The organism is Streptomyces sp. NPDC054783 (genome assembly GCF_053611725.1).
On record NZ_JBSHAY010000006.1, the window covers coordinates 269,495 to 292,428 of the forward strand.

General features: G+C 71.5%; 19 protein-coding genes. 5 read left to right on the forward strand and 14 right to left on the reverse strand.

Annotation, left to right across the window (positions count from 1 at the left end; genetic code table 11):
• Positions 1-271: 271 nt before the first annotated feature.
• Positions 272-1,051: a transcriptional repressor LexA gene (gene lexA, locus ACWGJ5_RS14345; RefSeq protein WP_055710152.1), complete on the forward strand. Its 780-nt coding sequence runs from the start codon at positions 272-274 to the stop codon at positions 1,049-1,051.
• A 166-nt stretch (positions 1,052-1,217) separates the two neighbouring features.
• Here the strand turns inward: lexA and ACWGJ5_RS14350 are convergent, their stop codons facing one another.
• From ACWGJ5_RS14350 to ACWGJ5_RS14365, 4 genes are all read right to left on the reverse strand, one after another.
• Positions 1,218-3,209: an ATP-dependent DNA helicase gene (locus ACWGJ5_RS14350; protein ID WP_453310034.1), complete on the reverse strand. Its 1,992-nt coding sequence runs from the start codon at positions 3,207-3,209 to the stop codon at positions 1,218-1,220.
• Between the two features lie 169 nt (positions 3,210-3,378).
• Positions 3,379-4,221 (reverse strand): GNAT family N-acetyltransferase, encoded by an 843-nt coding sequence (locus ACWGJ5_RS14355; protein ID WP_453310035.1) that lies wholly within the window; start codon positions 4,219-4,221, stop codon positions 3,379-3,381.
• A 68-nt stretch (positions 4,222-4,289) separates the two neighbouring features.
• The gene (locus tag ACWGJ5_RS14360; protein ID WP_453310036.1) at positions 4,290-6,245 is read right to left on the reverse strand and encodes an IucA/IucC family protein; all 1,956 of its coding nucleotides are present in this window, start codon (positions 6,243-6,245) and stop codon (positions 4,290-4,292) included.
• 281 nt (positions 6,246-6,526) lie between these two features.
• Positions 6,527-7,963: a diaminobutyrate--2-oxoglutarate transaminase family protein gene (locus ACWGJ5_RS14365; protein WP_453310037.1), complete on the reverse strand. Its 1,437-nt coding sequence runs from the start codon at positions 7,961-7,963 to the stop codon at positions 6,527-6,529.
• 405 nt (positions 7,964-8,368) lie between these two features.
• Here ACWGJ5_RS14365 and ACWGJ5_RS14370 point away from each other — a divergent pair, with 405 nt between their 5' ends.
• Positions 8,369-9,592: a trypsin-like serine peptidase gene (locus ACWGJ5_RS14370; RefSeq protein WP_453310038.1), complete on the forward strand. Its 1,224-nt coding sequence runs from the start codon at positions 8,369-8,371 to the stop codon at positions 9,590-9,592.
• Between the two features lie 146 nt (positions 9,593-9,738).
• On the opposite strand, the gene hflX is transcribed toward ACWGJ5_RS14370, so the two are convergent.
• From hflX to miaA, 6 genes are all read right to left on the reverse strand, one after another.
• A complete protein-coding gene (hflX, locus tag ACWGJ5_RS14375; protein ID WP_453310039.1) occupies positions 9,739-11,229 on the reverse strand; it encodes a GTPase HflX in 1,491 nt (496 codons plus the stop codon).
• Positions 11,230-11,385: 156 nt separating this feature from the next.
• Positions 11,386-12,954: a M1 family metallopeptidase gene (locus ACWGJ5_RS14380; protein ID WP_453310040.1), complete on the reverse strand. Its 1,569-nt coding sequence runs from the start codon at positions 12,952-12,954 to the stop codon at positions 11,386-11,388.
• Between the two features lie 159 nt (positions 12,955-13,113).
• Positions 13,114-15,384, reverse strand: a complete 2,271-nt coding sequence (locus tag ACWGJ5_RS14385; protein WP_453310041.1) for a RelA/SpoT family protein — start codon at positions 15,382-15,384, stop codon at positions 13,114-13,116.
• A gap of 282 nt (positions 15,385-15,666) precedes the next feature.
• A complete protein-coding gene (dapF, locus tag ACWGJ5_RS14390; protein WP_453310042.1) occupies positions 15,667-16,542 on the reverse strand; it encodes a diaminopimelate epimerase in 876 nt (291 codons plus the stop codon).
• A 127-nt stretch (positions 16,543-16,669) separates the two neighbouring features.
• Positions 16,670-17,332, reverse strand: a complete 663-nt coding sequence (locus ACWGJ5_RS14395; protein ID WP_453310090.1) for a hypothetical protein — start codon at positions 17,330-17,332, stop codon at positions 16,670-16,672.
• A gap of 107 nt (positions 17,333-17,439) precedes the next feature.
• Positions 17,440-18,378: a tRNA (adenosine(37)-N6)-dimethylallyltransferase MiaA gene (gene miaA, locus ACWGJ5_RS14400; RefSeq protein WP_453310043.1), complete on the reverse strand. Its 939-nt coding sequence runs from the start codon at positions 18,376-18,378 to the stop codon at positions 17,440-17,442.
• 182 nt (positions 18,379-18,560) lie between these two features.
• On the opposite strand from miaA, the gene ACWGJ5_RS14405 reads away from it, so the two are divergent.
• Together ACWGJ5_RS14405 and ACWGJ5_RS14410 are read left to right on the forward strand one after the other, a co-directional pair.
• Positions 18,561-18,854: a hypothetical protein gene (locus tag ACWGJ5_RS14405; protein WP_453310044.1), complete on the forward strand. Its 294-nt coding sequence runs from the start codon at positions 18,561-18,563 to the stop codon at positions 18,852-18,854.
• Between the two features lie 24 nt (positions 18,855-18,878).
• Entirely contained in the window at positions 18,879-19,163 is a 285-nt protein-coding gene (locus tag ACWGJ5_RS14410; RefSeq protein ID WP_351612491.1) for an antitoxin, read from the forward strand.
• A gap of 185 nt (positions 19,164-19,348) precedes the next feature.
• Here the strand turns inward: ACWGJ5_RS14410 and ACWGJ5_RS14415 are convergent, their stop codons facing one another.
• Genes ACWGJ5_RS14415 through miaB form a run of 3 tightly spaced genes read right to left on the reverse strand, consistent with a single transcriptional unit; the run spans position 19,349 to position 21,964 of the window.
• Complete coding sequence (locus ACWGJ5_RS14415) at positions 19,349-20,062, reverse strand: class III extradiol dioxygenase subunit B-like domain-containing protein (protein WP_453310045.1); 714 nt, start codon at positions 20,060-20,062, stop codon at positions 19,349-19,351.
• A 26-nt stretch (positions 20,063-20,088) separates the two neighbouring features.
• A complete protein-coding gene (locus ACWGJ5_RS14420) occupies positions 20,089-20,376 on the reverse strand; it encodes a hypothetical protein (RefSeq protein ID WP_228616753.1) in 288 nt (95 codons plus the stop codon).
• Positions 20,377-20,434: 58 nt separating this feature from the next.
• Complete coding sequence (miaB, locus tag ACWGJ5_RS14425) at positions 20,435-21,964, reverse strand: tRNA (N6-isopentenyl adenosine(37)-C2)-methylthiotransferase MiaB (RefSeq protein WP_453310046.1); 1,530 nt, start codon at positions 21,962-21,964, stop codon at positions 20,435-20,437.
• 112 nt (positions 21,965-22,076) lie between these two features.
• Here miaB and ACWGJ5_RS14430 point away from each other — a divergent pair, with 112 nt between their 5' ends.
• Complete coding sequence (locus tag ACWGJ5_RS14430; protein WP_453310047.1) at positions 22,077-22,502, forward strand: SRPBCC family protein; 426 nt, start codon at positions 22,077-22,079, stop codon at positions 22,500-22,502.
• A gap of 110 nt (positions 22,503-22,612) precedes the next feature.
• Here ACWGJ5_RS14430 and ACWGJ5_RS14435 read toward each other — a convergent pair whose 3' ends face one another.
• Entirely contained in the window at positions 22,613-22,903 is a 291-nt protein-coding gene (locus ACWGJ5_RS14435) for a hypothetical protein (protein ID WP_453310048.1), read from the reverse strand.
• Between the last annotated feature and the right edge of the window lie 31 nt (positions 22,904-22,934).

The following is a 22,934-nucleotide window of genomic DNA, read 5'->3' on the forward strand; positions in this document are numbered from 1 at the left end:
GGACGCGTGGGACTCCGGCACAGAAGGGCCCCGGAGCCCGGACGAGCAGGTTCCGGATGGCAGACTGGGGCGGCGGCCCACAAGGTCGGCAACCCCAGCGGGGAAGAGTACAACAATGGGCACTTTTGCCCGCCAGGTGGCGCGTCAGCAATACACCCAGACTCGTGATCGCGTCAGGTGAATCGCACTTTTTCACTCGAACGTGTGTTTGGCGCAACCTTTCGAAAGCAACTACCGTTGTCCAGCAGGGAGACCATCGAGAGGGGCCGACGTGACCACCACCGCAGACAGTGCCACCATCACCGCCCAGGACCGCTCCCAGGGACGAGTCGAGCCGGTACACGTGATGAACGAAGCCACGAATCCCGAGGGGCACAAGCGCTCCCTGCCGGGCCGACCTCCAGGCATCCGGGCGGACAGCTCCGGACTCACCGACCGCCAGCGCCGAGTGATCGAAGTCATCCGGGACTCCGTCCAGCGGCGCGGTTACCCGCCGTCGATGCGGGAGATCGGCCAGGCCGTCGGCCTCTCGAGCACCTCATCTGTCGCGCATCAGCTGATGGCGCTGGAGCGCAAGGGCTTCCTGCGCCGCGACCCGCACCGCCCGCGCGCGTACGAGGTCCGGGGGTCGGACCAGGCCGTGACCGTGCAGCCCACGGACACCGCCGGCAAGCCCGCCGCGTCGTACGTCCCGCTGGTCGGCCGCATCGCCGCCGGTGGCCCCATCCTCGCGGAAGAGTCCGTCGAGGACGTCTTCCCTCTCCCCCGCCAGCTCGTCGGCGATGGTGAACTGTTCGTCCTCAAGGTCGTCGGCGACTCCATGATCGAGGCCGCGATCTGCGACGGCGACTGGGTCACCGTCCGCCGGCAGCCGGTCGCCGAGAACGGCGACATCGTGGCGGCGATGCTCGATGGCGAAGCCACCGTCAAGCGCTTCAAGCGCGAGGACGGCCACGTCTGGCTCCTCCCGCACAACGCGGCCTACGAGCCGATCCCCGGCGACGACGCGACCATCCTGGGCAAGGTCGTCGCGGTGCTGCGGCGCGTGTGACGCCTGCGGCGGGCGGGCCGTACGGCCGGCCCGCTCCCTGACCGGACCCCGGAACCCCTGCGCCGGTTCCGGGGTCCCGCTGTGTCCCCTGCTGTGTCCAGGGGCCTGCCCGGTGTCTTCGTATCGCGGGGGTAGCCTGACCGGCGCGGTCAGGCTACCCCCGCGATCACTTCGCCTCGGCCGGCTGCGCTTCCGCCGCCTTCGCCACCGCGTCGATCGCCGCCAGCGACTTGCGCACTTGGTTACGGTCCGTGGTGTACCAGAAGTCGGGCAGTGACGCCTTGAGATAGCCGCCGTACCGTGCGGTGGCCAGCCGCTGGTCCAGTACGGCGACCACGCCCCGGTCCCCCGAAGCGCGGACGAGCCGGCCGGCGCCCTGGGCCATGAGCAGGGCCGCATGGGTGGCGGCCACCGCCATGAAGCCGTTGCCGCCCGCGTCCTCCACGGCTTTCTGCCGGGCACTCATCAGCGGATCGTCGGGGCGAGGGAACGGGATCTTGTCCATGACGACCAGCTGACAGCTCGGGCCCGGCACGTCGACGCCCTGCCACAGGGACAGGGTGCCGAACAGGCAGGTCTTCGGGTCGGCCGCGAAGTTCTTGATCAGCTCGCCGAGGGTCTCCTCGCCCTGGAGGAGGATCGGGAACTCGGGAATCCGGGAGCGCAGCTCCTCCGCCGCGAGTTGCGCGGCCCGCATGGACGAGAACAGCCCGAGGGTGCGGCCGCCGGCCGCCTGGATGAGTTCCGTCAGCTCGTCGAGCATGTCGGAACGCTCACCGTCCCGCGCGGGGCGCGAGAGATGCTTGGCGACATAGAGGATGCCCTGCCTCGGATAGTCGAAGGGCGAGCCGACATCGACGCCCTTCCACTTCGGCAGGTCCTCGCCGGCCGCGCCCTCGGGGCCGAGGCCCAGGGACGCCCCGACGCCGTTGAAATCGCCGCCCAGCTTGAGGGTCGCGGAGGTGAGGACGACGGCGCGGTCGGCGAAGAGCTTCTCCCTGAGCAGGCCCGAGACCGACATGGGGGCGACCCGCAGGGACGCACCGAAGCGGTCGTGCCGCTCGTACCAGACGACGTCCCACTCCGAGCCGTTCAGGACCCGCTCCGCCACGTCGTGCACCGTCTCCACCGAGGCCAGCGCCTGCTTGCGGACCGCGTCCTCGTCCTGCACCGACTTGTCGCGCGTCGCGCCGATCCCGGAGATGACCGTCCGGGCGGCGTCCCGCAGCGCCATCAGGGCATAGCCGAGGTCTTCCGGGATCTCCTCCAGACGGCCCGGCAGAGCCAGCTCCATCAGCCGCTCGAAGCCCTCGGCGGCGGTCTGGAGCTGATCGGCGGCCTTCTCGTTCACGAGCTTGGCGGCTCGGCGCACCGCCCGGTTGACCTGGCCGGGCGTGAGCTCGCCGGTCGCGACGCCGGTGACCCGGGAGACGAGTTCGTGGGCCTCGTCCACGATCAGCACCTCGTGCTGCGGCAGCACTGGCGCGCCCTCGATGGCGTCGATGGCCAGCAGCGCGTGGTTCGTGACCACGACCTCGGCGAGCTTGGCGCGCTCGCGGGCCATCTCCGCGAAGCACTCGGCGCCGTACGCGCACTTCGACGCGCCCAGGCACTCCCGCGACGACACCGACACCTGCGCCCAGGCGCGGTCCGACACGCCCGGAGTGAGGTCGTCCCGGTCGCCGGTCTCCGTCTCGTCCGACCAGTCGCGCAGCCGCAGGAGGTCCTGGCCCAGCTTGCTGGTGGGCGCGGCGGCCTCGAACTGGTCGAAGAGGCCGTCCTCCTCGTCCTGCGGCATGCCCTCGTGCAGGCGGTGCAGGCAGAGATAGTTCGACCGGCCCTTGAGCATCGCGAACTCCGGGCGGCGGCGCAGCAGCGGCTGAAGGGCCTCGACCGTGCGCGGCAGGTCACGCTCCACGAGCTGGCGCTGGAGCGCCAGGGTTGCCGTCGCCACGACCACTCTTTCCCCGTGCGCGAGCGCGGGCACGAGATAGCCGAGCGACTTTCCGGTGCCGGTGCCGGCCTGGACCAGCAGATGGGATCCGTCGTCGATCGCCTCGGCGACCGCTTCGGCCATGGTCACCTGGCCGGGGCGCTCCGTGCCGCCGACGGCTGTGACAGCGGCATGCAGGAGTTCGGGGAGGGAGGGCTTCGTCATAGCCCGACCACCCTACGGCCCGGCACCGACAAACGGGCGGTCAAGCGGGTGAGGGAGGGCGGGATCACGGCCGGGCTCCTGGGGGAAACGGGCTTCGAGAATTTCTCGGAACGGGGGAACTCCGGCGCCCCGCCCTTCGTACTACATGTGAACGCGCAGTCACACAGCGCTACAGCACATCGCGCAGGACTCGGTCCCGGATCATGAGGGCGGCCCGCTTGTCGGGCAGGTCGACCTCGTCCGCGTACCGGAAGCCGGCGCTCAGGAACGCTGCGACGGAGGGGGTGTTGCGAAGAGCCGGTTCCGCTACGACCCGAGCGCACGATGGGCGTCGGTCGAGGATCAGGTCGGCCACGGCTCGGAGCAGGGAGGATCCCAGCCCCCGCCCTCGATCCGCCGTTGCGCCGACGAGGAGGTGGATCCCGGTGTCATGGGGACGGGCCGGGTAGTGGCGGGCCAGCGGATCCAGGTCCGCCCGGTAGATCTCCCAGTAGCTCATCGGTGTGCCGTCCAGCACGCCGAGGCACGGCACGCTGCGTCCGTCACCGTCCAGTTGGGCGCGCAGGTGGCCCTCCGTCCGGTTCTGGGGCCCGGCCAGCTCCCAGAACTGCGCGACGGCCGGGTCGTTCATCCAGCGATGGACGAGCGGCAGGTCTTCATCGAGGCGGACAGGAGCCAGTTGGAAGGAGCCGAAACCAGTGACCACGGGGCCCCACGTGTGAAGTTGGTCCAGGAGGTAGGAGGTGCCGCTGGCGAAGAGCGCGAGGTACTCGGCGGGCAGATGCAGGTCCAGCGTGTCCTCGCAGTCCACCTCGTCGTCCTCGATGGCGAACCCGGTGAACGGGGCCCTCCAGGCACCCGTGCCGTCCGCTCGGGGGCCGACGGTGCTCCCCCACACTCGGCTTCGCTCGCGCGGGGGCACCCCCACGTGGGCAGGGGCGCCCGGGTCGGCAGGGGCTCCCGGACGAGCAGGGGTGGGGCCGGGGCCGGTGTTCGCGTCGGTGGGAGGCATGGTGCGCTCCTCTCAGGAGACGAGGGGGGTCATGGTCCTCGGAAGTGCGGGGAGAAGGTGCGATGCGTTCAGGAATGGAGGGGGTTGGCGATGGTGACGTAGACGGACTGGGTGTCGACCGGGCCGATGAGTTCGTCGAGGCCGTGCAGCCGGGTCAGCAGGTTGGCCTTGCAGCGCAGCACGGGTGAGTCGAGGAGGTGGCGGGGCAGGAAGGTGCGCAGGGCGTTGGGTCCTGCGGCGACATCGGTGAGGAAGCGGCGGAAGGCCGCGAGGAGGAGTCGCTCGTCGGCCAGGCGTTGCGAACCGAACGCACCGATCAGGCCCAGCACGTTGTTGATGGCGAGGTAGTAGGCGAAGCGCTCGTCGGTGACCTCGTCGGAGACGAAGGTGTCGGTGCGCTCACCGATACCGGGCAACCGGGCGTCCAGTTCGGCTCGCCGGGACTCGCGGAAGTAGTAGCCCTGGTTGTCGCGGTAGTAGCCGCCGACGGGCCAGCCATGCCCGTCGAGGAGAAGCAGGGTGTTCTGCTGGTGTGCTTCGAGGGCGATGCCGGCCTCGCTGTCCAGCCAGAGCACGGGGCGGACGACCTGCTCCAGGTAGCGCAGGAACCACTCCGCGGCAACGGCTCCGACGGGCCGCCCGGTGCCTGCGGCGAGCCCCGCCACGAGCCGGCCCAGCCGGGAGCGCATGGGCCAGGCCGCCTGCTGGATCGAGGAGTTGCCGCCGGGTTCGGGAACGGGCCGGGGCGAGACGAGTCCGGCGACACAGCCGACGTTGTCGGTCGGGCTGAACGGGTTGTGCCTGATCACCACGTCGAGTCCGGGCACGGGCCGGCCGTCCGGGGCGTCGACGGCGAGCCAGGCCGGGTCGCGGACGATGTCGAAGCCGGGGTGTACGGCCTGCCATTGCTTGGACAGGCCGGTGCGCAGCAGCCGGTGCACCTCGACTCCTCGCTGGAGTTCCTTGCGCAGGTTCTCCCGGCGGGAGTTGGTGATGCGCAGGCCCAGCGACAGCTTGAGCATCGCGGGGGTGCCGGATCGGTGGACCGTACGCAGAGAGGAGGTGGGATGCCAGCCGGTGCCGAGGGGACCGAGGTCCCGGAGGAGACCGGAGTCGAGCAGGGCGGCGACGGGTTCACGGTGGCGCAGCTCGCGGGCCTGCCACGGGTGCAGGGGAAGGGCGGCGTGGCCGTCGGGCAGAGGGAGGTCGGTTGCGGCGAGGCGTCGGGTGAGGTGGTCGGCAGGGACGGGACGACCACGTTCGGTCCAGGCCGAGTCGGTGGCCAGGAGAGAGGGGGCGACAGCCATCCAGTGCAGGGGAAAGGAGCCGCGCAGCTCCGGTGAGTAGAGGCGGGCTTCTGCCTCGGTCAGCCCTTCCCTGCTCTTGGGGGTCGGGTGCAGGGGGTGGCCGAGGAGGAGGGCCTGTTCGGCGGAGAGGAAGAGGTCGGTGGCGTCGGTGGGGTGCTCGCGCCGGTCGTGGATGAAGGTCGCGGTGCGGCGGAGGGAGTCGGCCACCCTGACCGTGAGATCGCCGCCGTCGTGCGGGTCGGCTGCGCTGGAGGACTGTGCGCGGGAAGAGCTGCCGGTGTCACCGGGTGTCTCCCGGGCCAGCAGCGCCGCCAAGGTGACGGCGTCGACGGCCGGGGCGGCGTCGGAGGCGGTGAACAGGCGTGGTGGACCGAAGCGGTGCGTGCCGGTCGGCGACCAGTACCGGACGGGCACGAGCAGAGAGGTGCCGCTGGCCGGAAGGGGGATGCGGAGGGTGAAGCCGGGGGGGGCGTCGAGGTCGGTCTCGCGTACCCAGCACCGCAGCAGGTTCTCCACGGCGGCGGCCTGGGCCGCGATGTGCGGGTCGGGATGTTCCAGCAGGTCTGCGCCGGGCTCGGTCACTCGGGTGAGATCCGCGGTGCGCCTCTTCTGCGGGGGGACGGACTCGGCGAGCGGCACGGAAGAGGCCGGGGCGGCGGAGTCTCCCTGTTCGTCGGGAGCGCCGGAGCTGCCGTCGGGAGTGGGAGTGGCGTTCATGACGGCTCCTCGTGGCTGGCTGAGGTGGTGCTGGGCGCGTGCCGTCGCCGCGGCGCCGTTCCTTCTGGGCCGGGGGTTGCCTCGGCGGCGTCGGCGGTTGGCTCGGCCGGGTCGAAGGGCCGGGTCGGCGGGCAGAGCGGGTGTGGGCGAGAGGGCTGTGGGTGTGTCATGGGAGGCCGTTTCGGCCTGACGTCCTTGGCAGGAGGTGCGGTTGGATGTTGAAAGACAGGGGTCGGAAGGCTGGTGGCGGCTTCGAGGGGCGGGCGGTGTGGGTGTGGGCCTCAGCCCGCGCGGTGGCCGGGGCCGTGGTGTCCGTCGCGGTGTGGGCCCTGCTCTTCGTGACCGCGGGCGACCGCGGCCACCGCGTCCGACAGGCGGTCCAGAACGGCCGCCGCCTGCTCGTCGCTGATCGTGAGCGGGGGAAGCAGCCGGACCACGGCCGAGTGACGGCCGCCGAGCTCGACGATCAAGCCGCGTTGGAGGCACTCCCGCTGTACGGCGGCGGCGAGTTCGGGCGCGGCCGGGTACGGGGCGTGGCTGGGCTCCGGATCCGTGGTCGCGGGATGGTGGTCGACGGGCTCGGGTCCGGTGCCCGCCGGATCCACCAGCTCGACCCCGATCATCAGCCCGCGCCCCCGCACCTCGCCCACACACGCGAACGTGTCGGTCAGTTCCCCGAGTTGGGTCAGCATGCGGGAGCCGAGGTCGGCCGCTCGTTCGGCCAGACCGTTCTCCCGGACGTGGGTGAGGGTCGCGGTGCCGGCGGCCATGGCGAGTTGGTTGCCTCGGAAGGTTCCGGCGTGGGCGCCGGGTTGCCATACGTCGAGATCGTCACGGTAGACGATCACTGCCAGCGGAAGGCTGCCGCCGATGGCCTTGGACAGGACCATGACGTCGGGGGTGATGCCGCTGTGTTCGACGGCCCAGAAGGCGCCCGTCCTGCCCACTCCGGTCTGGATCTCGTCGGCGATCAGCGGGATGGACCGGTCCGCCGTGAGCCGGCGCATACGGCGCAGCCAGTCGTCCGGGGCGGGAATCACCCCGCCCTCGCCCTGGACGGGTTCGAGGATCATCCCGGCGGGCAGGGGCACGCCCGACTTGGGATCGTCGAGGAGGGACTCGGTCCAGCGGGCGGCGAGTTCGACGCCACGCGGTCCGCCGACGCCGAAGGGGCAGCGGTAGTCCTGCGGATAGGGCAGGCGGGTGACCTGGACGTCCCGGGCTCCGCCGGAGGCGGCCAGGGCGCCGGCGGTCATGCCGTGGTAGGCGCCGGCGAAGGCGAGGATGCCGGTGCGGCCGGTCGCGGCCCGGACCAGTTTGAGAGCGGCTTCGACGGCGTCGGTACCGGCCGGGCCGCAGAACTGGACGCGGGCGCGGTCGACGAGTCCGGGCGGGAGGGTGCGGAACAGCTCGGTGATGAAGGCGTCCTTCACGGGGGTCGCCAGGTCCAGGACGGAGAGAGGAGCACCGGAGTCGAGAACCCTGCGGATGGCCTCCAGGACGACCGGATGGTTGTGCCCGAGGGCGAGTGTGCCGGCGCCGGAGAGACAGTCCAGGTAGCGGCGGCCGTCGGCGCCCTCGATGGTGAGCCCTCGTGCCCGGACCGGGACGATGGGCAGGGCCCGGGCATAGGTGCGGGCGGCGGACTCACGCGCCGACTGGCGTCTGAGGATGCCCTCGTGCACCGCACGCGCTTCCCCGTGTCGGCCTCCAGCCATCGACTCCGTAACGGCCACGGCTCGCTGTCCTCCCCGCTGTCCAGAGGCGAGTTGATCCATGGGGACCGGGTACAGGCAGCTGGCCCCCCACCGCTACAACCGTGGTCCGTTCGGCGGGTTACGGGTTTGCGCAAGATCATTGCCACGACGGGACGACAGCATGCGCGGCAACCCGGAAGACCGCAGCGGTGAGTGGGCGTCAAATCGGGCAATCCAGGGATGACTGGCCTGGTCAGACGGCTTGTAGCCGAACCGTTGCCGTTCCGTCGGAAGTCCCCCACAGCGAGCGCATAGTGTGTGATGCCGTTCCTAGACGGTCGTGAGACCGGCGTGAACTCCTCATGGGTTCGCGGCCGGTGGCACGACCGAAGCGCCGAGTACCTTCACAGCAGGGGGAGTCACAACATGCGATCCATACGGCCGTCGTCCACCGTTCGGCGAGGGAGGGGCCCCCGCCGCGCCTCCTCCGCACTGGCGGCCGTCGCCCTCGCTTCGGCGCTGGCACTGACCGCCACCGCCTGCAACGGCGACGACAAGGCCGACGGCCAGCCGACCGCCTCCGCGACCGCGGCCGGCAGCGGCGACGGAAAGATCAGGATCCCGGACGACCTCAAGCAGAAGCTCAAGGAACACGGGATCGACATCGACAAGTGGAAGAACGGCGCCTGGAAGAACTGGAATCAGCAGGACTGGCTGCGCGAGGCCAACGACTTCATCAACCCGATCATCAAGGGCCTGTGGGATCCCAACCGGATGCGCCACGCCAACGACCCGAACAAGGGTGTCAACGACAACGACATCTCCGGTGACCAGGGCGTGACGGACCCGACCCCGCAGCCGGTGAAGGCCCAGGCGGTCGCGCCGCCGTACCACACCAACGCGGCCGCCTCGGGCAAGGTGTTCTTCGACTCCCCCGAGGGCCACATGGTGTGCTCGGGCACGGTCGTGGAGGACCCCGCGCACCCGGGCAAGTCCAACCTGGTCTGGACGGCGGGTCACTGTGTGCACGCCGGCAAGAAGGGCGGCTGGTACCGCAACATGGCCTTCGTGCCGTCGTACAACAACTCCGGCAAGTCGGTGGCCCAGCTGCAGAACGCCAGCCGGTCCGAGATCGCCCCGTACGGCGTCTGGTGGGCCGACGCGGCGCGGACCTCGCAGCAGTGGATCGACCAGGGTGGTGAGACCGGCGGCAACGGTGCCCCGTACGACTTCGCGGTGATCCATGTGACGCCGGAGCAGGGCAACGGCGGCAAGTCGCTGGAGGAGACCGTCGGCGGGGCGCTGCCGGTGAACTTCAACGCTCCGGCGGTACCGAAGGTCGACAGCATCACGGCGTCCGGCTACCCGGAGGCGGCTCCGTTCGACGGTCAGGCGCTCTACCAGTGCAAGGACAAGCCGGGTCGGCTGTCCATCGAGCAGTCGGCCCCGACGATGTACCGGATCGGCTGCACGATGACCGCCGGTTCATCCGGCGGTGGCTGGGTGGAGACGGGTTCCGACGGTAAGCCGGCGCTGGTGTCCAACACGTCGATCGGCCCGGTGACGTCGGGCTGGCTGGCCGGGCCGCGGTTCGGTGACGTGGCCAAGGGTGTGTATCAGTCGGTGAGCAAGAAGTTCGCCGGGCAGTGACGGTTGGCTTCGCCTCTCGGCGCAGGGGTGACTGTGCGCGGGCGGCTGACGGCCGTCGTGGTTGATCCGCGCAGTTCCCCGCGCCCCTGACGGGACGCGAAAGGCCCGCCCCCGACAAGGGAGCGGGCCTTTCGCATGGCCTTGGGTCAGGCCGCGGACACCGGTGCGTACGGCGCCAGGTCCGCCGCCAGTTCCTCGTGCACCCGGACCTTGAGCAGGGTGCCCTCCGCGGTGTGCTCCTCGGAGATCACCTCACCCTCGGTGTGGGCGCGGGCGACGAGCTTGCCGTGCGTGTACGGCACGAGGACCTCGATCTCGACCGAGGGGCGCGGCAGATCGTTGTCGATCAGGGCGAGCAGTTCCTCGATGCCCCGGCCGGTGCGGGCCGAGACGGCGATGGAGTGCTTCTCCACCCTGAGCAGCCGCTGGAGGACCAGCGGGTCGGCCGCGTCCGCCTTGTTGATCACGACGATCTCGGGCACGTCGGTGGCGCCGACGTCCCGGATCACCTCGCGCACGGCGGCCAGCTGCTCCTCGGGGTTCGGGTGCGAGCCGTCCACCACGTGCAGGATCAGGTCGGAGTCGCCGACCTCCTCCATGGTGGAGCGGAACGCCTCGACCAGGTGGTGCGGCAGGTGCCGGACGAAGCCGACGGTGTCCGCCAGCGTGTACAGCCGGCCGCTCGGGGTCTCCGCCCGGCGGACGGTCGGGTCCAGGGTCGCGAACAGGGCGTTCTCGACCAGGACGCCTGCGCCCGTGAGGCGGTTGAGCAGGGAGGACTTGCCGGCGTTGGTGTAGCCCGCGATGGCGACGGACGGCACCTTGTTGCGCCGGCGCTCCTGGCGCTTGATCTCGCGGCCGGTCTTCATGTCCGCGATCTCCCGGCGCATCTTCGCCATCTTCTCGCGGATCCGTCGCCGGTCCGTCTCGATCTTGGTCTCACCGGGGCCACGCGTGGCGAGACCGCCGCGACCGCCACCCATCTGCCGGGACAGCGACTGACCCCAGCCGCGGAGCCTCGGCAGCATGTACTGCATCTGCGCGAGCGCGACCTGCGCCTTGCCCTCGCGGGACTTGGCGTGCTGGGCGAAGATGTCCAGGATCAGGGCCGTACGGTCGATGACCTTGACCTTGACGACGTCCTCCAGCTGGATCAGCTGGCCCGGGCTCAGCTCGCCGTCGCAGATGACCGTGTCGGCGCCCGTTTCGAGGACGATGTCGCGCAGCTCCTGGGCCTTGCCGGAGCCGATGTAGGTGGCCGCGTCGGGCTTGTCGCGGCGTTGGATCACGCCGTCGAGCACGAGCGCGCCCGCGGTCTCGGCGAGGGCGGCCAGCTCCGCGAGGGAGTTGTCGGCGTCCTGAGCGGTGCCGGTGGTCCACACCCCGACGAGCACGACCTGCTCCAGGCGGAGCTGTCGGTACTCGACCTCGGTGACGTCCTCCAGCTCGGTGGACAGACCCGTCACACGGCGCAGGGCCGCGCGCTCGGAGCGGTCGAACTGGTCGCCGTCCCGCTCGCCGTCGATCTCGTGGCTCCAGGCGACGTCCTCTTCCATCAGGGCATCGGCCCGAAGACCCTCGGGAAAGTCGTAGGCGAGGCGCTTGGTGTCCTGGGAAGGGGAAGAAGAGGAGGTCATTGGATCCTTACGTCGATGGGATGCCGTTACGGCGTCGGTGGGGCGGTCCTGCTGGACCGCGCATCTGGTCAACGTACGAGTACCCCGGGAAATTCCGTGCCCCGGCTCGCGCCGACCCGATGATGGTCGCACGAGGCGGCCCGTCTCGTCACCGTGTTATCGCGCGCTCCGCTTTGCCTTGTGCCCGGCGGACTTGTCCGGCGCCAGCTGCTTCCAGTCGGGGTGGCCGGGCATCGGCGGGGTCTTCTCGCCGTACAGCCAGCCCTTGAAGAAGCCGCTCAGGTCCTGGCCGGAGACCGCCGAGGCCAGCTGGACGAAGTCGGCGGTGGAGGCGGTGGAGTCCCGGTGTTCGCGGACCCAGGTCCGCTCCAGCTGTTCGAAGGCCGGCCGGCCGATCTTCTGGCGCAGGGCGTAGAGGACGAGTGCGGCGCCGTCGTACACGTTGGGCCGGAAGATGCTGATCTTCTGCTCGGGGGCGGGCGGCTTGGGCCGGGCGGGCGGGCCACCGGCCTCGCGCCAGCGGTCGGAGGCGCCGTAGGCGGCCTTCATCCGGTCCTCCATGGACCGGTGCGCGGTCTCCTCGGCGTACAGCGCCTCGTACCAGGAGGCATGCCCCTCGTTCAGCCAGACGTCGGACCAGCTGCGAGGGCTGACGCTGTCGCCGAACCACTGGTGGGACAGCTCGTGCACCATGATCGACTCGATGTACCACTTGGGGTAGCCGGGCTCGGTGAACAGGTTCTTCTCGAAGAGGGAGAGGGTCTGTGTCTCCAGTTCGAACCCGGTGGAGGCCTGTGCCATGAGCACGCCGTACGTCTCGAAGGGGAACTTCCCGACCTTGCCCTCCATCCAGGCGATCTGGCCGGGCGTCTTGGCGAGCCAGGGTTCGAGGGCCTTGGCGTCGGCGCTGGGCACGACGTCACGCATCGGCAGGCCGTGCGGTCCCTCGCGGTGCAGCACGGCGGACCGGCCGATGGACACCTGGGCGAGTTCGGTGGCCATGGGGTGCTGGGTGCGGAAGGTCCAGGTGGTGCTGCGGGCGGCCCGGTCCACCCCGGCGGGCAGGCCGTTGGCGACGACGGTGTAGCCGTTCGGGGCGGTGATGTGGAAGGTGAACGTCGCCTTGTCGGACGGGTGGTCGTTGCAGGGGAAGACCAGGTGGGCCGCGTCGGCCTGGTTGGCCATGGCGAGGCCGTCGGAGGTGCGCACCCAGCCGCCGTCCTGGTCCTTGGTGAAGACGGGATCGCTGGTGTGCTTCACGGTGATCCTGGTCCAGCTGCCCTGCGCGAGGCCGTGCTCCGGCGTGACGACCAGGTCCTCGCCGGCGCTGGTGAAGGCCGCGGGATGCCCGTCGACCTCGACGGACTGCACGGTGCCGTGCGAGAAATCGAGGTTGATCCGGTCCAGGTCGGCGGTGGTCCGGGCGTCGATGGTGGTGACGGCCTGGAGCGGCTTGTCGTTGGTGCCGGGATAGGTGAAGGACAGGTCGTACGTCGCCACGTCGTAGCCCGGGTTGCCCAGGTACGGGTAGAGCCGGTCGCCGACGCCGAGGGGCTCGGCCGGGGCCGCCGCGGCGAGGAGGCAGACGGAGACGGCGGAGGCGAGCAGGGCCGCCTTCCGGTGCCGGGAGACCCGGGGCTGGGTCCGGGGTGTCCCGGACCGAGTCCTTGACCGGGTCCGGGACTCGGAGGAGGCGCGGAGGCCGACGCGGGGGGTGAGCAGCATGCACCACCGCTACCAGTGCGTTCCCGTGCTACGACGGCGACTCGCGCCCGGCCCACCCGAACGGGTTCGGTTCCGAGGCCCTTCTGATCCAAGCCGCCCCCCGTCAAGCGCCGGCCTTCCTCGGCCGTGCCTGGCGCTCCCCCGTCGCCTCACGCGCCCTCAGGAGGCCGGGGCCTGGTGCTGGGCGCGGGCCACGTCGTACACGCCCGGGACGTCCCGCATGGCGCGCATCAGGGCCGGGAGGCGGGCCGCGTCGGGGAGCAGGAGGGTGTACGTGTGGCGTACCCGCTGCTGGGTGGGCGGTTCCACGGTCGCCGAGACGATGTCGACGCCCGCCGAGGAGATCGCCTCGGTGAGGTCGGCGAGCAGATGAGGGCGGCCGAACGATTCAGCGACCAGGGTGACCCGGCACTCGGTGGTGTCCCCCCAGCGCACGCCGATCTCCGCGCGCTCTCTGCTCTTCATGTGCGCCACCGCGGCGCACTCCACCCGGTGGACGGTGACCACTCCCCCGCGTACCGCGAAGCCGGTGATCTCGTCGGGCGGCACGGGCGTACAGCACCGGGCGAGCCGTACGGAGGCCCCCGGCCGGTCCGCGAGGACGTCGGCGCCGCGAGACCGGGCCGCGGAGCCGCCCTCGGCGGGTGCCGCCGGGTGGGGTGCGGCGGTGCCCGGGGCCGGGTCGGCGCGCCACGCTGGGGCGGTGCCCTCGGTGGTTTCGGCGCGGGTGCCCGTCATGTCGTCCGTGCCGGTGCCGCCGCCGGGGTGCGTCGCCAGCCAGCGCTGGATGGCGATGCGGGCGGCCGGGGTGTGGGCGTGCTCCAGCCATTCACGGGAGGGCTCGGAGGCCGGGTCCTGGCCCATGAGGAGCTGGACGGTGTCGCCGTCCTTCAGGACGGTGCTGAGGGTCGCCAGGCGGCCGTTGACGCGGGCGCCGATGCAGGCGTGCGCGTCCTCGCCGTACTGGGCGTACGCGGCGTCCACGCAGGTGGCGCCCTCGGGTAGGCCGAGCGTGCCGCCGTCGGGGCGGAAGACGGTGATCTCGCGGTCCTGGGCCAGGTCCTCGCGCAGGGTCGACCAGAAGGTGTCGGGGTCGGGGGCGGCCTGCTGCCAGTCGAGGAGCCGGGAGAGCCAGCCGGGACGGGTGGGGTCGGCGCGCTCACCGTCGGCGGGGGCGTCGGAGGAGGAGGTGTCGGAGGCGGGGGCGTAGGGGTTGCCGAGGGCGATGACGCCGGCCTCGGCGACCTTGTGCATCTGGTGGGTGCGGATGAGGACTTCGACGACCTGGGCGGCGGTGGGGGTCCCCCCGGGCGAGTCGGTTCGAGCCTGGGGGCAGGCAACGGCGGTGTGCAGCGACTGGTACAGGTTGAACTTCGGTACGGCGATGAAGTCCTTGAACTCCGAGACGACCGGCGTCATACAGGTGTGCAGTTCGCCGAGGACGCCGTAACAGTCGGCGTCCTCGTTCACCAGCACCAGCAGGCGGCCGAAGTCGGTGCCGCGCAGCCGTCCGCGTTTGCGGGCCACGCGGTGCACGGAGACGAAGTGCCGGGGCCTGATGAGGACTTCGGCCTGGATGCCGGCCTCGCGCAGCACCCCGCGCATCTCGTCGGCGACTTCGGCGAGGGGGTCGTCGGAGCGGGCGGCGTTCCGCGCGATGAGTCCGCGTGTGTGCTCGTACTCCTCGCGGTGCAGGATGGCGAAGACCAGGTCCTCCATCTCGGTCTTCAGGGCCTGCACGCCGAGGCGTTCGGCGAGCGGGATGAGGACGTCCCGGGTGACCTTGGCGATCCGCGCCTGTTTCTCCGGGCGCATCACGCCGAGCGTGCGCATGTTGTGCAGACGGTCGGCGAGTTTGATCGACATCACGCGCACGTCGCTGCCGGTGGCGACGAGCATCTTGCGGAAGGTCTCCGGTTCGGCGGCGGCTCCGTAGTCGACCTTCTCCAGTTTCGTGACGCCGTCGACCAGATATCGAACCTCCTCACCGAACTGTTCCCGCACCTGATCGAGCGTCACATCGGTGTCCTCGACGGTGTCGTGGAGCAAGGAGGCCGTCAAGGTCGTGGTCTCGGCACCGAGTTCGGCGAGGATCAGGGTCACGGCGAGCGGGTGGGTGATGTACGGCTCGCCGCTCTTGCGCATCTGGCCACGGTGCGAGGACTCAGCGAGGACGTAGGCGCGGCGCAGCGGATCGAGGTCCGCGTCGGGGTGATGGGCGCGGTGCGCCTCCACGACATGGCCGATGGCGTCGGGCAGCTTGCCGCGAACGGCGGGGCCGAGCAGCGCGGCCCGGCCGAGCCTGCGCAGGTCGATCCGGGCCCGGGACTTCCTGCGGTCCGACCTGGGCACCGCGGGGGCGGTCGCCGCCGCGGACGCCGTGGGCGCTACCGGGCCAGGGGTCGCAGGGTTCGTGGCCTCCGCACTCATGGGCACCTCCGGCTCGTGGACCGGCGGACGGGGCCCCAGGGCGTACGCGGCTCAGGGATGGCGACGTTCCCCCGTCCGTGCCGGTGCTTGATGCTATCGAGCCCACCACGTGCGACCGACCGCCTCTCGCCGAGCGTGAAACGGATCACCCATTCGAGCGACGAAAAGGAGGTTTAGCGTTTGCGCCAACTGCCCTGGAATCGCCCGAGGCTTCGAACGCCCCGGGCACCGGAAACCGCTGATCCGGGAGCCGCGGGGCGTCCTCCTCGCGGTGACACGGCGTCAGCGGAGGGTGTTTTCCAGCCATTCGCCGTCGATTTCACCCTCGGCGACGATCACGGCGGGTCCGGTCATCTCGATCTCGCCGTCGGGCCGCTCGGTGATGACCAGACGCCCGCCGGGCAGGTCGACGGTGTACGTGGCCGGGGTTCCGGTGACGGCCGGCTCGGCGCCGTCGCGCCGGGCGGCGGCCACGGCGACGGCGCACGCGCCCGTGCCGCACGAGCGGGTCTCGCCGGAGCCGCGCTCGTGCACGCGCATGGCGACGTGACGGGGGCCTCGGTCGACGACGAACTCGACGTTGACCCCGTCGGGGTAGGCGGCGGCCGGGCTGAACGGCGGCGGGTCGTACAGGTTGCCGGCCTGCGCGAGGTCGTCGACGAAGGCGACCGCGTGCGGGTTGCCCATGTTCACGTTGCGGGCGGGCCAGCTGTGCTCGCCGACGCTCACCGTGACCTCGCCCTCCGGCAGGCGGGCGCGGCCCATGCCGACGGTGATGTCACCGTCCTTGGCGATGTGGACGGTCTTCACGCCCGCGCGTGTGGCGATCGCGAGGTCGCCCTCGCCCACATGTCCGGCGTGCTGGAGGTAGCGCGCGAACACACGGACTCCGTTGCCGCACATCTCGGCGACCGAGCCGTCGCCGTTGCGGTAGTCCATGAACCACTCGGCCTCGGCCGCCATCGATGTGGCCTCGGGGTGCGCGGCGGAGCGCACGACGTGCAGCACCCCGTCGCCGCCGATGCCGGCCCGGCGGTCGCACAGGGCGGCGACGGCGGCCGGGCTCAGGTCGAGGGCGTTCTCCGGGTCCGGGACGATCACGAAGTCGTTCTCGGTGCCGTGACCCTTGAGGAAGGGGATCCGCGTGCGCGTGCTCATTCCTCGATCGTAAGGGACAGGAGCGCTGCGCCGGGTTCGGCCGGTGGGAGGCGGGGGGCCGGGCGGCGGGTGAGTGCCGGCCGTCTGCGGCTGGTCGCGGTTTCCCGCGCCCCTTTCAGAGGGCGCTTCAGCGGAGCCTTGCCACGCGCCAGACCGCGAGGACCGCGACCACGGCCACCAGGAGCACGTATCCGAGTACGACCCGCCAGTCCGGGCGGCGGCCCGAGCCGCGGGCCGGCAGGCCGGGCCAGGTGTAGCCCACGCGGCGGGCGGCCATCATGCCCCAGCCGGCGGCGCAGGAGCAGATCAGCAGGCCGAGCATGGCGATGACGGCGCCGCTGTCGCCGAAGTCGAAGGCGAGCGGGAAGGCGAACATCAGGGAGCCGACGGCGGACAGTCCCACGATGGGAGCGAGCTGCCAGAGGCGCAGCCTGCGCTGCGGGCGCAGCTCGACCTCGACCTCCGGACCGCCCGGGTACATCTCCTCGGGCTCCGGCCCGTCGTCGGTCACGCCGTCCGGCGTCTCGTCGAGGCCGTCGTCGGTCAGCCCGTCGTCGGTGAGGCGGTCCGCAACGAGCCGGTCGTCGATGAGGCGGTCCTCCGCCGGCCGGTCCTCGGGGTGACGGCTCTCGGGCAGCAGGGGGTCGGCCAGACGGTCCAGGCGGCCTTCGGTCAGCCGGTCCTCACCCAGGCAGTCGTCGGTCAGACGGTCGCCACGCGGGTCCGGTTCGTCACCGGCGGTGGTGACGTGTTCGGCACTTTGTGCGGTGTCGCGAGGGCCGGCCTCCATCGCCACGCGCCCTCCCAACTAGGCTCCGCTTGGTCGATCGAAGCTCGATGATGGCACGGCGCCGGAGGCCTCGATGACCGGCGGCGCATCCCGATGCCATGACGTGATCAGGCTGTGACCGGTCGTTCGACCAACGCCACGGCCAGGTGCGGAAGTTCCCCGCGGTCGGCCACGGCCCCACTCAACCAGTGCACCCGGGGATCGCGCCTGAACCACGAATCCTGACGGCGCGCGAAGCGCTTGGTCGCACGGACGGTCTCGGCCCGCGCTTCCGCTTCGGTGCACTCACCGGCGAGCGCCGCGAGCACCTGCTGGTAACCCAGCGCACGCGACGCCGTGCGCCCCTCGCGCAACCCCTCCGCCTCCAGTGCGCGCACCTCGTCCACGAGGCCCGCCTCCCACATCCGGTCGACACGGCGCGCGATCCGGTCGTCCAGTTCCGGTCGGGCCACGTCCACGCCGATCTGGACGGTGTCGTACACGGAGTCGTGGCCCGGCAGGTTCGCGGTGAAGGGCCGGCCGGTGATCTCGATCACTTCGAGCGCCCGGACGATACGGCGGCCGTTGCTCGGCAGGATCGCGCGGGCGGCCTCCGGGTCGGCGGCGGCCAGCCGGGCGTGCAGCGCGCCGGAGCCGCGCAGCGCCAGCTCCTCCTCCAGGCGGGCCCGGACCTCGGGGTCGGTGCCGGGGAACTCCAGGTTGTCGACGGCCCCGCGGACGTACAGGCCGGAGCCGCCGACCAGGATCGGCCAGCGGCCCTCGGCGAGCAGTGCGTCGATCCGGGCGCGGGCCAGCTTCTGGTACTCGGCGACGGAGGCGGTGACCGTCACGTCCCAGATGTCCAGCAGGTGGTGCGGAATGCCGCCGCGCTCCTCGGGCGTCAGCTTGGCGGTGCCGATGTCCATCCCTCGGTACAGCTGCATGGAGTCCGCGTTGACGACCTCCCCGCCGAGCTGCTGGGCCAGGAAGACGCCGAGATCGGACTTTCCGGCCGCGGTGGGGCCGACGACGGCGATGACGCGGGGGGTGGAGGGTGCACTACTCACCGCACCAGTCTCGCAAACCTCCTGGCGGTGCCTCGAACGAGTTACGTGACGGGCGTGGTGCCAGGTCGTTGCCCGTGGCGGATACCGCCATCCGGATCACCGGAGGCGGTGACCCGGGCGGCGCAACCGTACGCACCGGGTAACGCGGGAATTCGCCCGCACGAGTACCGTATGGAGTGGATATGGGCGTTTTTGCACGACTCCTCGGCAGGTCGAAGGCGACTTCGGAGGCGTCGGCCGCCGAGGCGCAGACCGGCGCGGAGCCGGAGGGGGCCGAGGCGGCGGAAGCAGGGTCGGCGGAGGCGAAGGCGGCCGGTGCGACGGAGGCGAAGGGTTCGGCCGGTGACGGGAGCGAAGACGTGGCGGAGCGGTCCGACGCCGCCGCGGACGACGCGTCCGAGGGCTCCGGCATCCCCAAGCAGCAGTCCGCCGAGGAGGCCGCCGACGCCGAGACCGGCGAGGGCGCCCGCAGGTAACTGGCCCGCGAGGGAAGGTGGACCATGGGGCTGTTGGACAACATGAAGGCCAAGCTCGGCCCGGCCAGGGACAAGGTGTCGGACCTCGCGCGGCAGCACGGGGACAAGGTGCAGCACGGTCTCGACAAGGCCGCGAAGGCCGTGGACGAGCGGACCAAGCACAAGTACAGCGACAGGATCCAGGCGGGGACCGGCAAGGCCAAGGAGGCGATGGACCGCCTCGCCCACAAGGAGGGTCCCGGCCCGGCCAGGACCACCGGAGATCCGACGCCCCCCACCCGTCCGGAGGGCCCGCCACCGGCATCCTGAGCCTCCTGAACGGCATGCGTCCGAACGGTTCGGCACACGGGCGCACGGCAAGCGGATCGGCGGACGGTCGTGGAGCACACCGGCTCCCGGCCGTCCGCCGTTTCCGCGTGCGCCGACGTGGGCTTGCGCAGGCCCGCGTGCGCCTACGTGGGCCCGCGCGCGCCCGCGCGCTGGAGTCCGCCGCGCTAGGACCAGGCGGCCACCACGTACCCCACGCCGTACGGCGCGTCCTCGTACAGCAGTGCGCCGCTGAGGTTCGCGCCCTCCGCTGCGCCGGCCAGGACCTGCCAGGGGGCCCGGCCGGAGGCCTTCAGCTCGGCTGCCAGCCCGGCGTCCAGCGCCTGGACGGCCGCCAGGTCCGCCGCGCCCAGCGCACGCGCGACCTCCGCGTCGAAGGGTGCCGCCCGCTCGTCCAGGTAGCCCGGCGCCTTGACCGTGCGGCACGCGCTGGCGTCTCCCATCACCAGCAGCGCCACCCGCCGGGCCTTTGCGCCGATCTCCCTGCCGGCTTCGGCACACCGCTCGGGCGCGAGCGGTTCCCCGACCCCGAGTCCCTCGATCGGGGCATCCGCCCAGTCGGTCCGCTCCAGCAGCCAGGCGCCGACGGCCAGAGACGGCGGCAGCTCGCGCTCGGAGACGGTGTCCCCGGCGGGTCCCAGGCGTACCTCCACGTCGACCCCGAACCCGCGGAAGGACCCCGGCGCGCCCTGCGGAAACGATCCGCGCCCGCTCTGCTCGGCGGGCCCGACGACCACCAGGAGGTCCGGCCGGGCGGCGGCGAGCACCCCGAGCGCGTCGGAGCAGGCCGAGCGCGCGGCGTCCAGCTCGGGAGCGGCGCCGGCGGCCACCTCGGGCACGAGCACTGGCGGGCAGGGACAGACTGCGGCGGCGACAAGCATGATCGGCAGGTTACGCCGCCGGGCGGTCAGTAGGTGATCGGACCCGAGTCCCACTCCAGCTCGGTGAACAGGAAGTGGTACGTGTACACCCCACCGGACGAGCCGTCCCCGACCAGCATCCAGCCGTCCGCGGTGCGGTACCGGCGCATGCGCACCGGATACCGCGGATGCCTGGGCTGGTAGAGGCGTACCAGCTCCGCGAACCGGGCCTCGGCCTCCTCGCGCGTGCCGTCGATCGTGGCCATCAGCTCGTACTGCCTGCGGTACGGCCCCTCACCGGGCGGCTTGTCCAGCAGCAGCGCCCATCGAGGCATCGGCTCGTCCCCCGTCCCCCGCGTCCGGATTGCCGACAAACAGTCGGGCCGGGCCCGGTCAGTCGCAGCCGCAGCCGCTCGCCGCGGCGGCCGGCAGCGGCTCCGGCACCCCGATCTTCGGCAGGCCGAGCATGACGCCGGCCGGTTTGGCGGCCTCGGCGGCGTTGCGCTTCTCCCAGGCGTCGCCCGCGCGCGTGCGGCGCACGGAGAGGACGGGGCCCTCTGCGAGGAGGTGGTGCGGGGCGGCGTACGTCACCTCGACGGTGACCACGTCACCCGGGCGGACCTCCTGCTCCGGCTTGGTGAAGTGGACCAGCCGGTTGTCGGAGGCGCGGCCGGAGAGGCGGTGCGTGGCGCCGTCCTTGCGCCCCTCACCCTCGGCGACCATCAGCTCGAGCGTGCGGCCGACCTGCTTCTTGTTCTCCTCCCAGGAGATCTCCTCCTGCAGGGCGACCAGCCGCTCGTAGCGGGCCTGGACGACCTCCTTGGGGATCTGGTCGTCCATGGTCGCGGCCGGAGTGCCCGGGCGCTTGGAGTACTGGAAGGTGAAGGCCTGCGCAAACCGGGCCTCACGGACCACGTGCAGGGTCTGCTCGAAGTCCTCCTCGGTCTCGCCGGGGAAGCCCACGATGATGTCGGTGGTGATCGCGGCGTGCGGGATGGCGGCCCGCACCTTCTCGATGATCCCGAGGTACCGCTCCTGCCGGTAGGAGCGGCGCATCGCCTTCAGGACGGTGTCCGAGCCGGACTGCAGCGGCATGTGCAGCTGCGGCATCACGTTCGGGGTCTCGGCCATGGCGGCGATGACGTCGTCGGTGAAGTCACGGGGGTGCGGGGAGGTGAAGCGGACCCGCTCCAGGCCCTCGATGTTCCCGCAGGCGCGCAGCAGCTTGCTGAAGGCCTCGCGGTCGCCGATGTCGGAGCCGTAGGCGTTGACGTTCTGGCCGAGCAGCGTGATCTCGGAGACACCCTCGGCGACCAGCGCCTCCACCTCGGCGAGGATGTCGCCGGGCCGGCGGTCCTTCTCCTTGCCGCGCAGGGCCGGGACGATGCAGAAGGTGCAGGTGTTGTTGCACCCGACGGAGATCGACACCCAGGCCGCGTAGGCGCTCTCGCGCCGGGTCGGCAGGGTGGACGGGAAGGCCTCCAGCGACTCGGCGATCTCGACCTGCGCCTCCTCCTGCACGCGGGCGCGCTCCAGCAGGACGGGCAGCTTGCCGATGTTGTGCGTGCCGAAGACGACGTCCACCCAGGGCGCCTTCTTGACGATGGTGTCGCGGTCCTTCTGCGCGAGGCAGCCGCCGACCGCGATCTGCATGCCGGGCCGCGAGGCCTTCTTCGGTGCGAGCCGGCCGAGGTTGCCGTACAGCCGGTTGTCGGCGTTCTCCCGCACGGCGCAGGTGTTGAACACGACCACGTCCGCGTCCCCGTCCGCCCCCTCGGGGGCCCGCACGTACCCGGCGTCTTCGAGCAGGCCGGCCAACCGCTCGGAATCGTGGACGTTCATCTGGCACCCGTAGGTGCGCACTTCGTACGTCTTTGGTGCTTGAACGTCCACTGCGGGGCTCCGGTCGCTGCTGCTGGTCATGCGTCAAGGGTAGGCGCTGTCGGAGGAGCCCTGTCCCGGCCCGCCCCCGTCCTGCCGGGCGCACACTGTAAGCAGGCGGCCATGCGTCATGAGCCGCACGTGGAGGTGAGCCATGAGCACCCTCGAGCTGCACGTCGACGTCGACGTTCCGGTCGACAGGGCCTGGGAGACCCTGCACCGGGTGGAGAACTATCCGCGTTTCGTGCAAGGAGTGCGGGGCGCCCGTACGGAGGCCGGGGGCCGAGCGCATCTGGAGGTCGAAACGGGTGGGCCGGCCCGCGAGGTCGAGGCCGAGGTGACGGACCGCGGTGAGCACGTGATGGAGTGGCTCACCACGAGCGCTCCCGAGCTGACTGGTTCCTTCTCGGTCCAGCCGATCGACAAGAACCACACCCGGATCCAGGCACGGCTGGAGTACGACCCCGGCACGGTCCGCGACACCTTCGGCGGGCCCAGGGGTTTCGCCCAGACCAACGCGATCGAACGGCTCGTCCGCAGCGATCTGGAGCACTTCAAGGAGTACGTCGAGCGCGGGTGAGTCCTCGTGGCCGAGTCGAACGCGGGCGAGTCACCTGCTGAGAGCGGCGCGAAGGCGGTGGACACGGGGCGGCACCGCCGGGCAGCCGGTGCGCCGGTCCGGTACGCCCGTCAGGTCTCCATCACGGCATCACAGTCCGGGCAGACCAGGGAGGCGTGCTCCGGGGGGTACCAGGAGGCTCCCGGCTCGTCGGAGGGCTTCCAGTCGGCCGTTGCCATGGCGAAGGTGTCCTTGCCGCAGAGGGTCCGCGGTCCCGTGGCCGTGTGCGACCCCGGCGCCACCGGTGCCGCGTGCACCTTGCGGACGCGCCGTTCCGCGCCACCCGTCGGTCTTGTGGAGGAGCCGGCGGGAGAGCCGGCCGCGCCCGGCCTGTCGAGTTCGTAGACGACGATCTCGCTCATGCCTCCACCGTAGGCGCCGTGACCGCGTGGT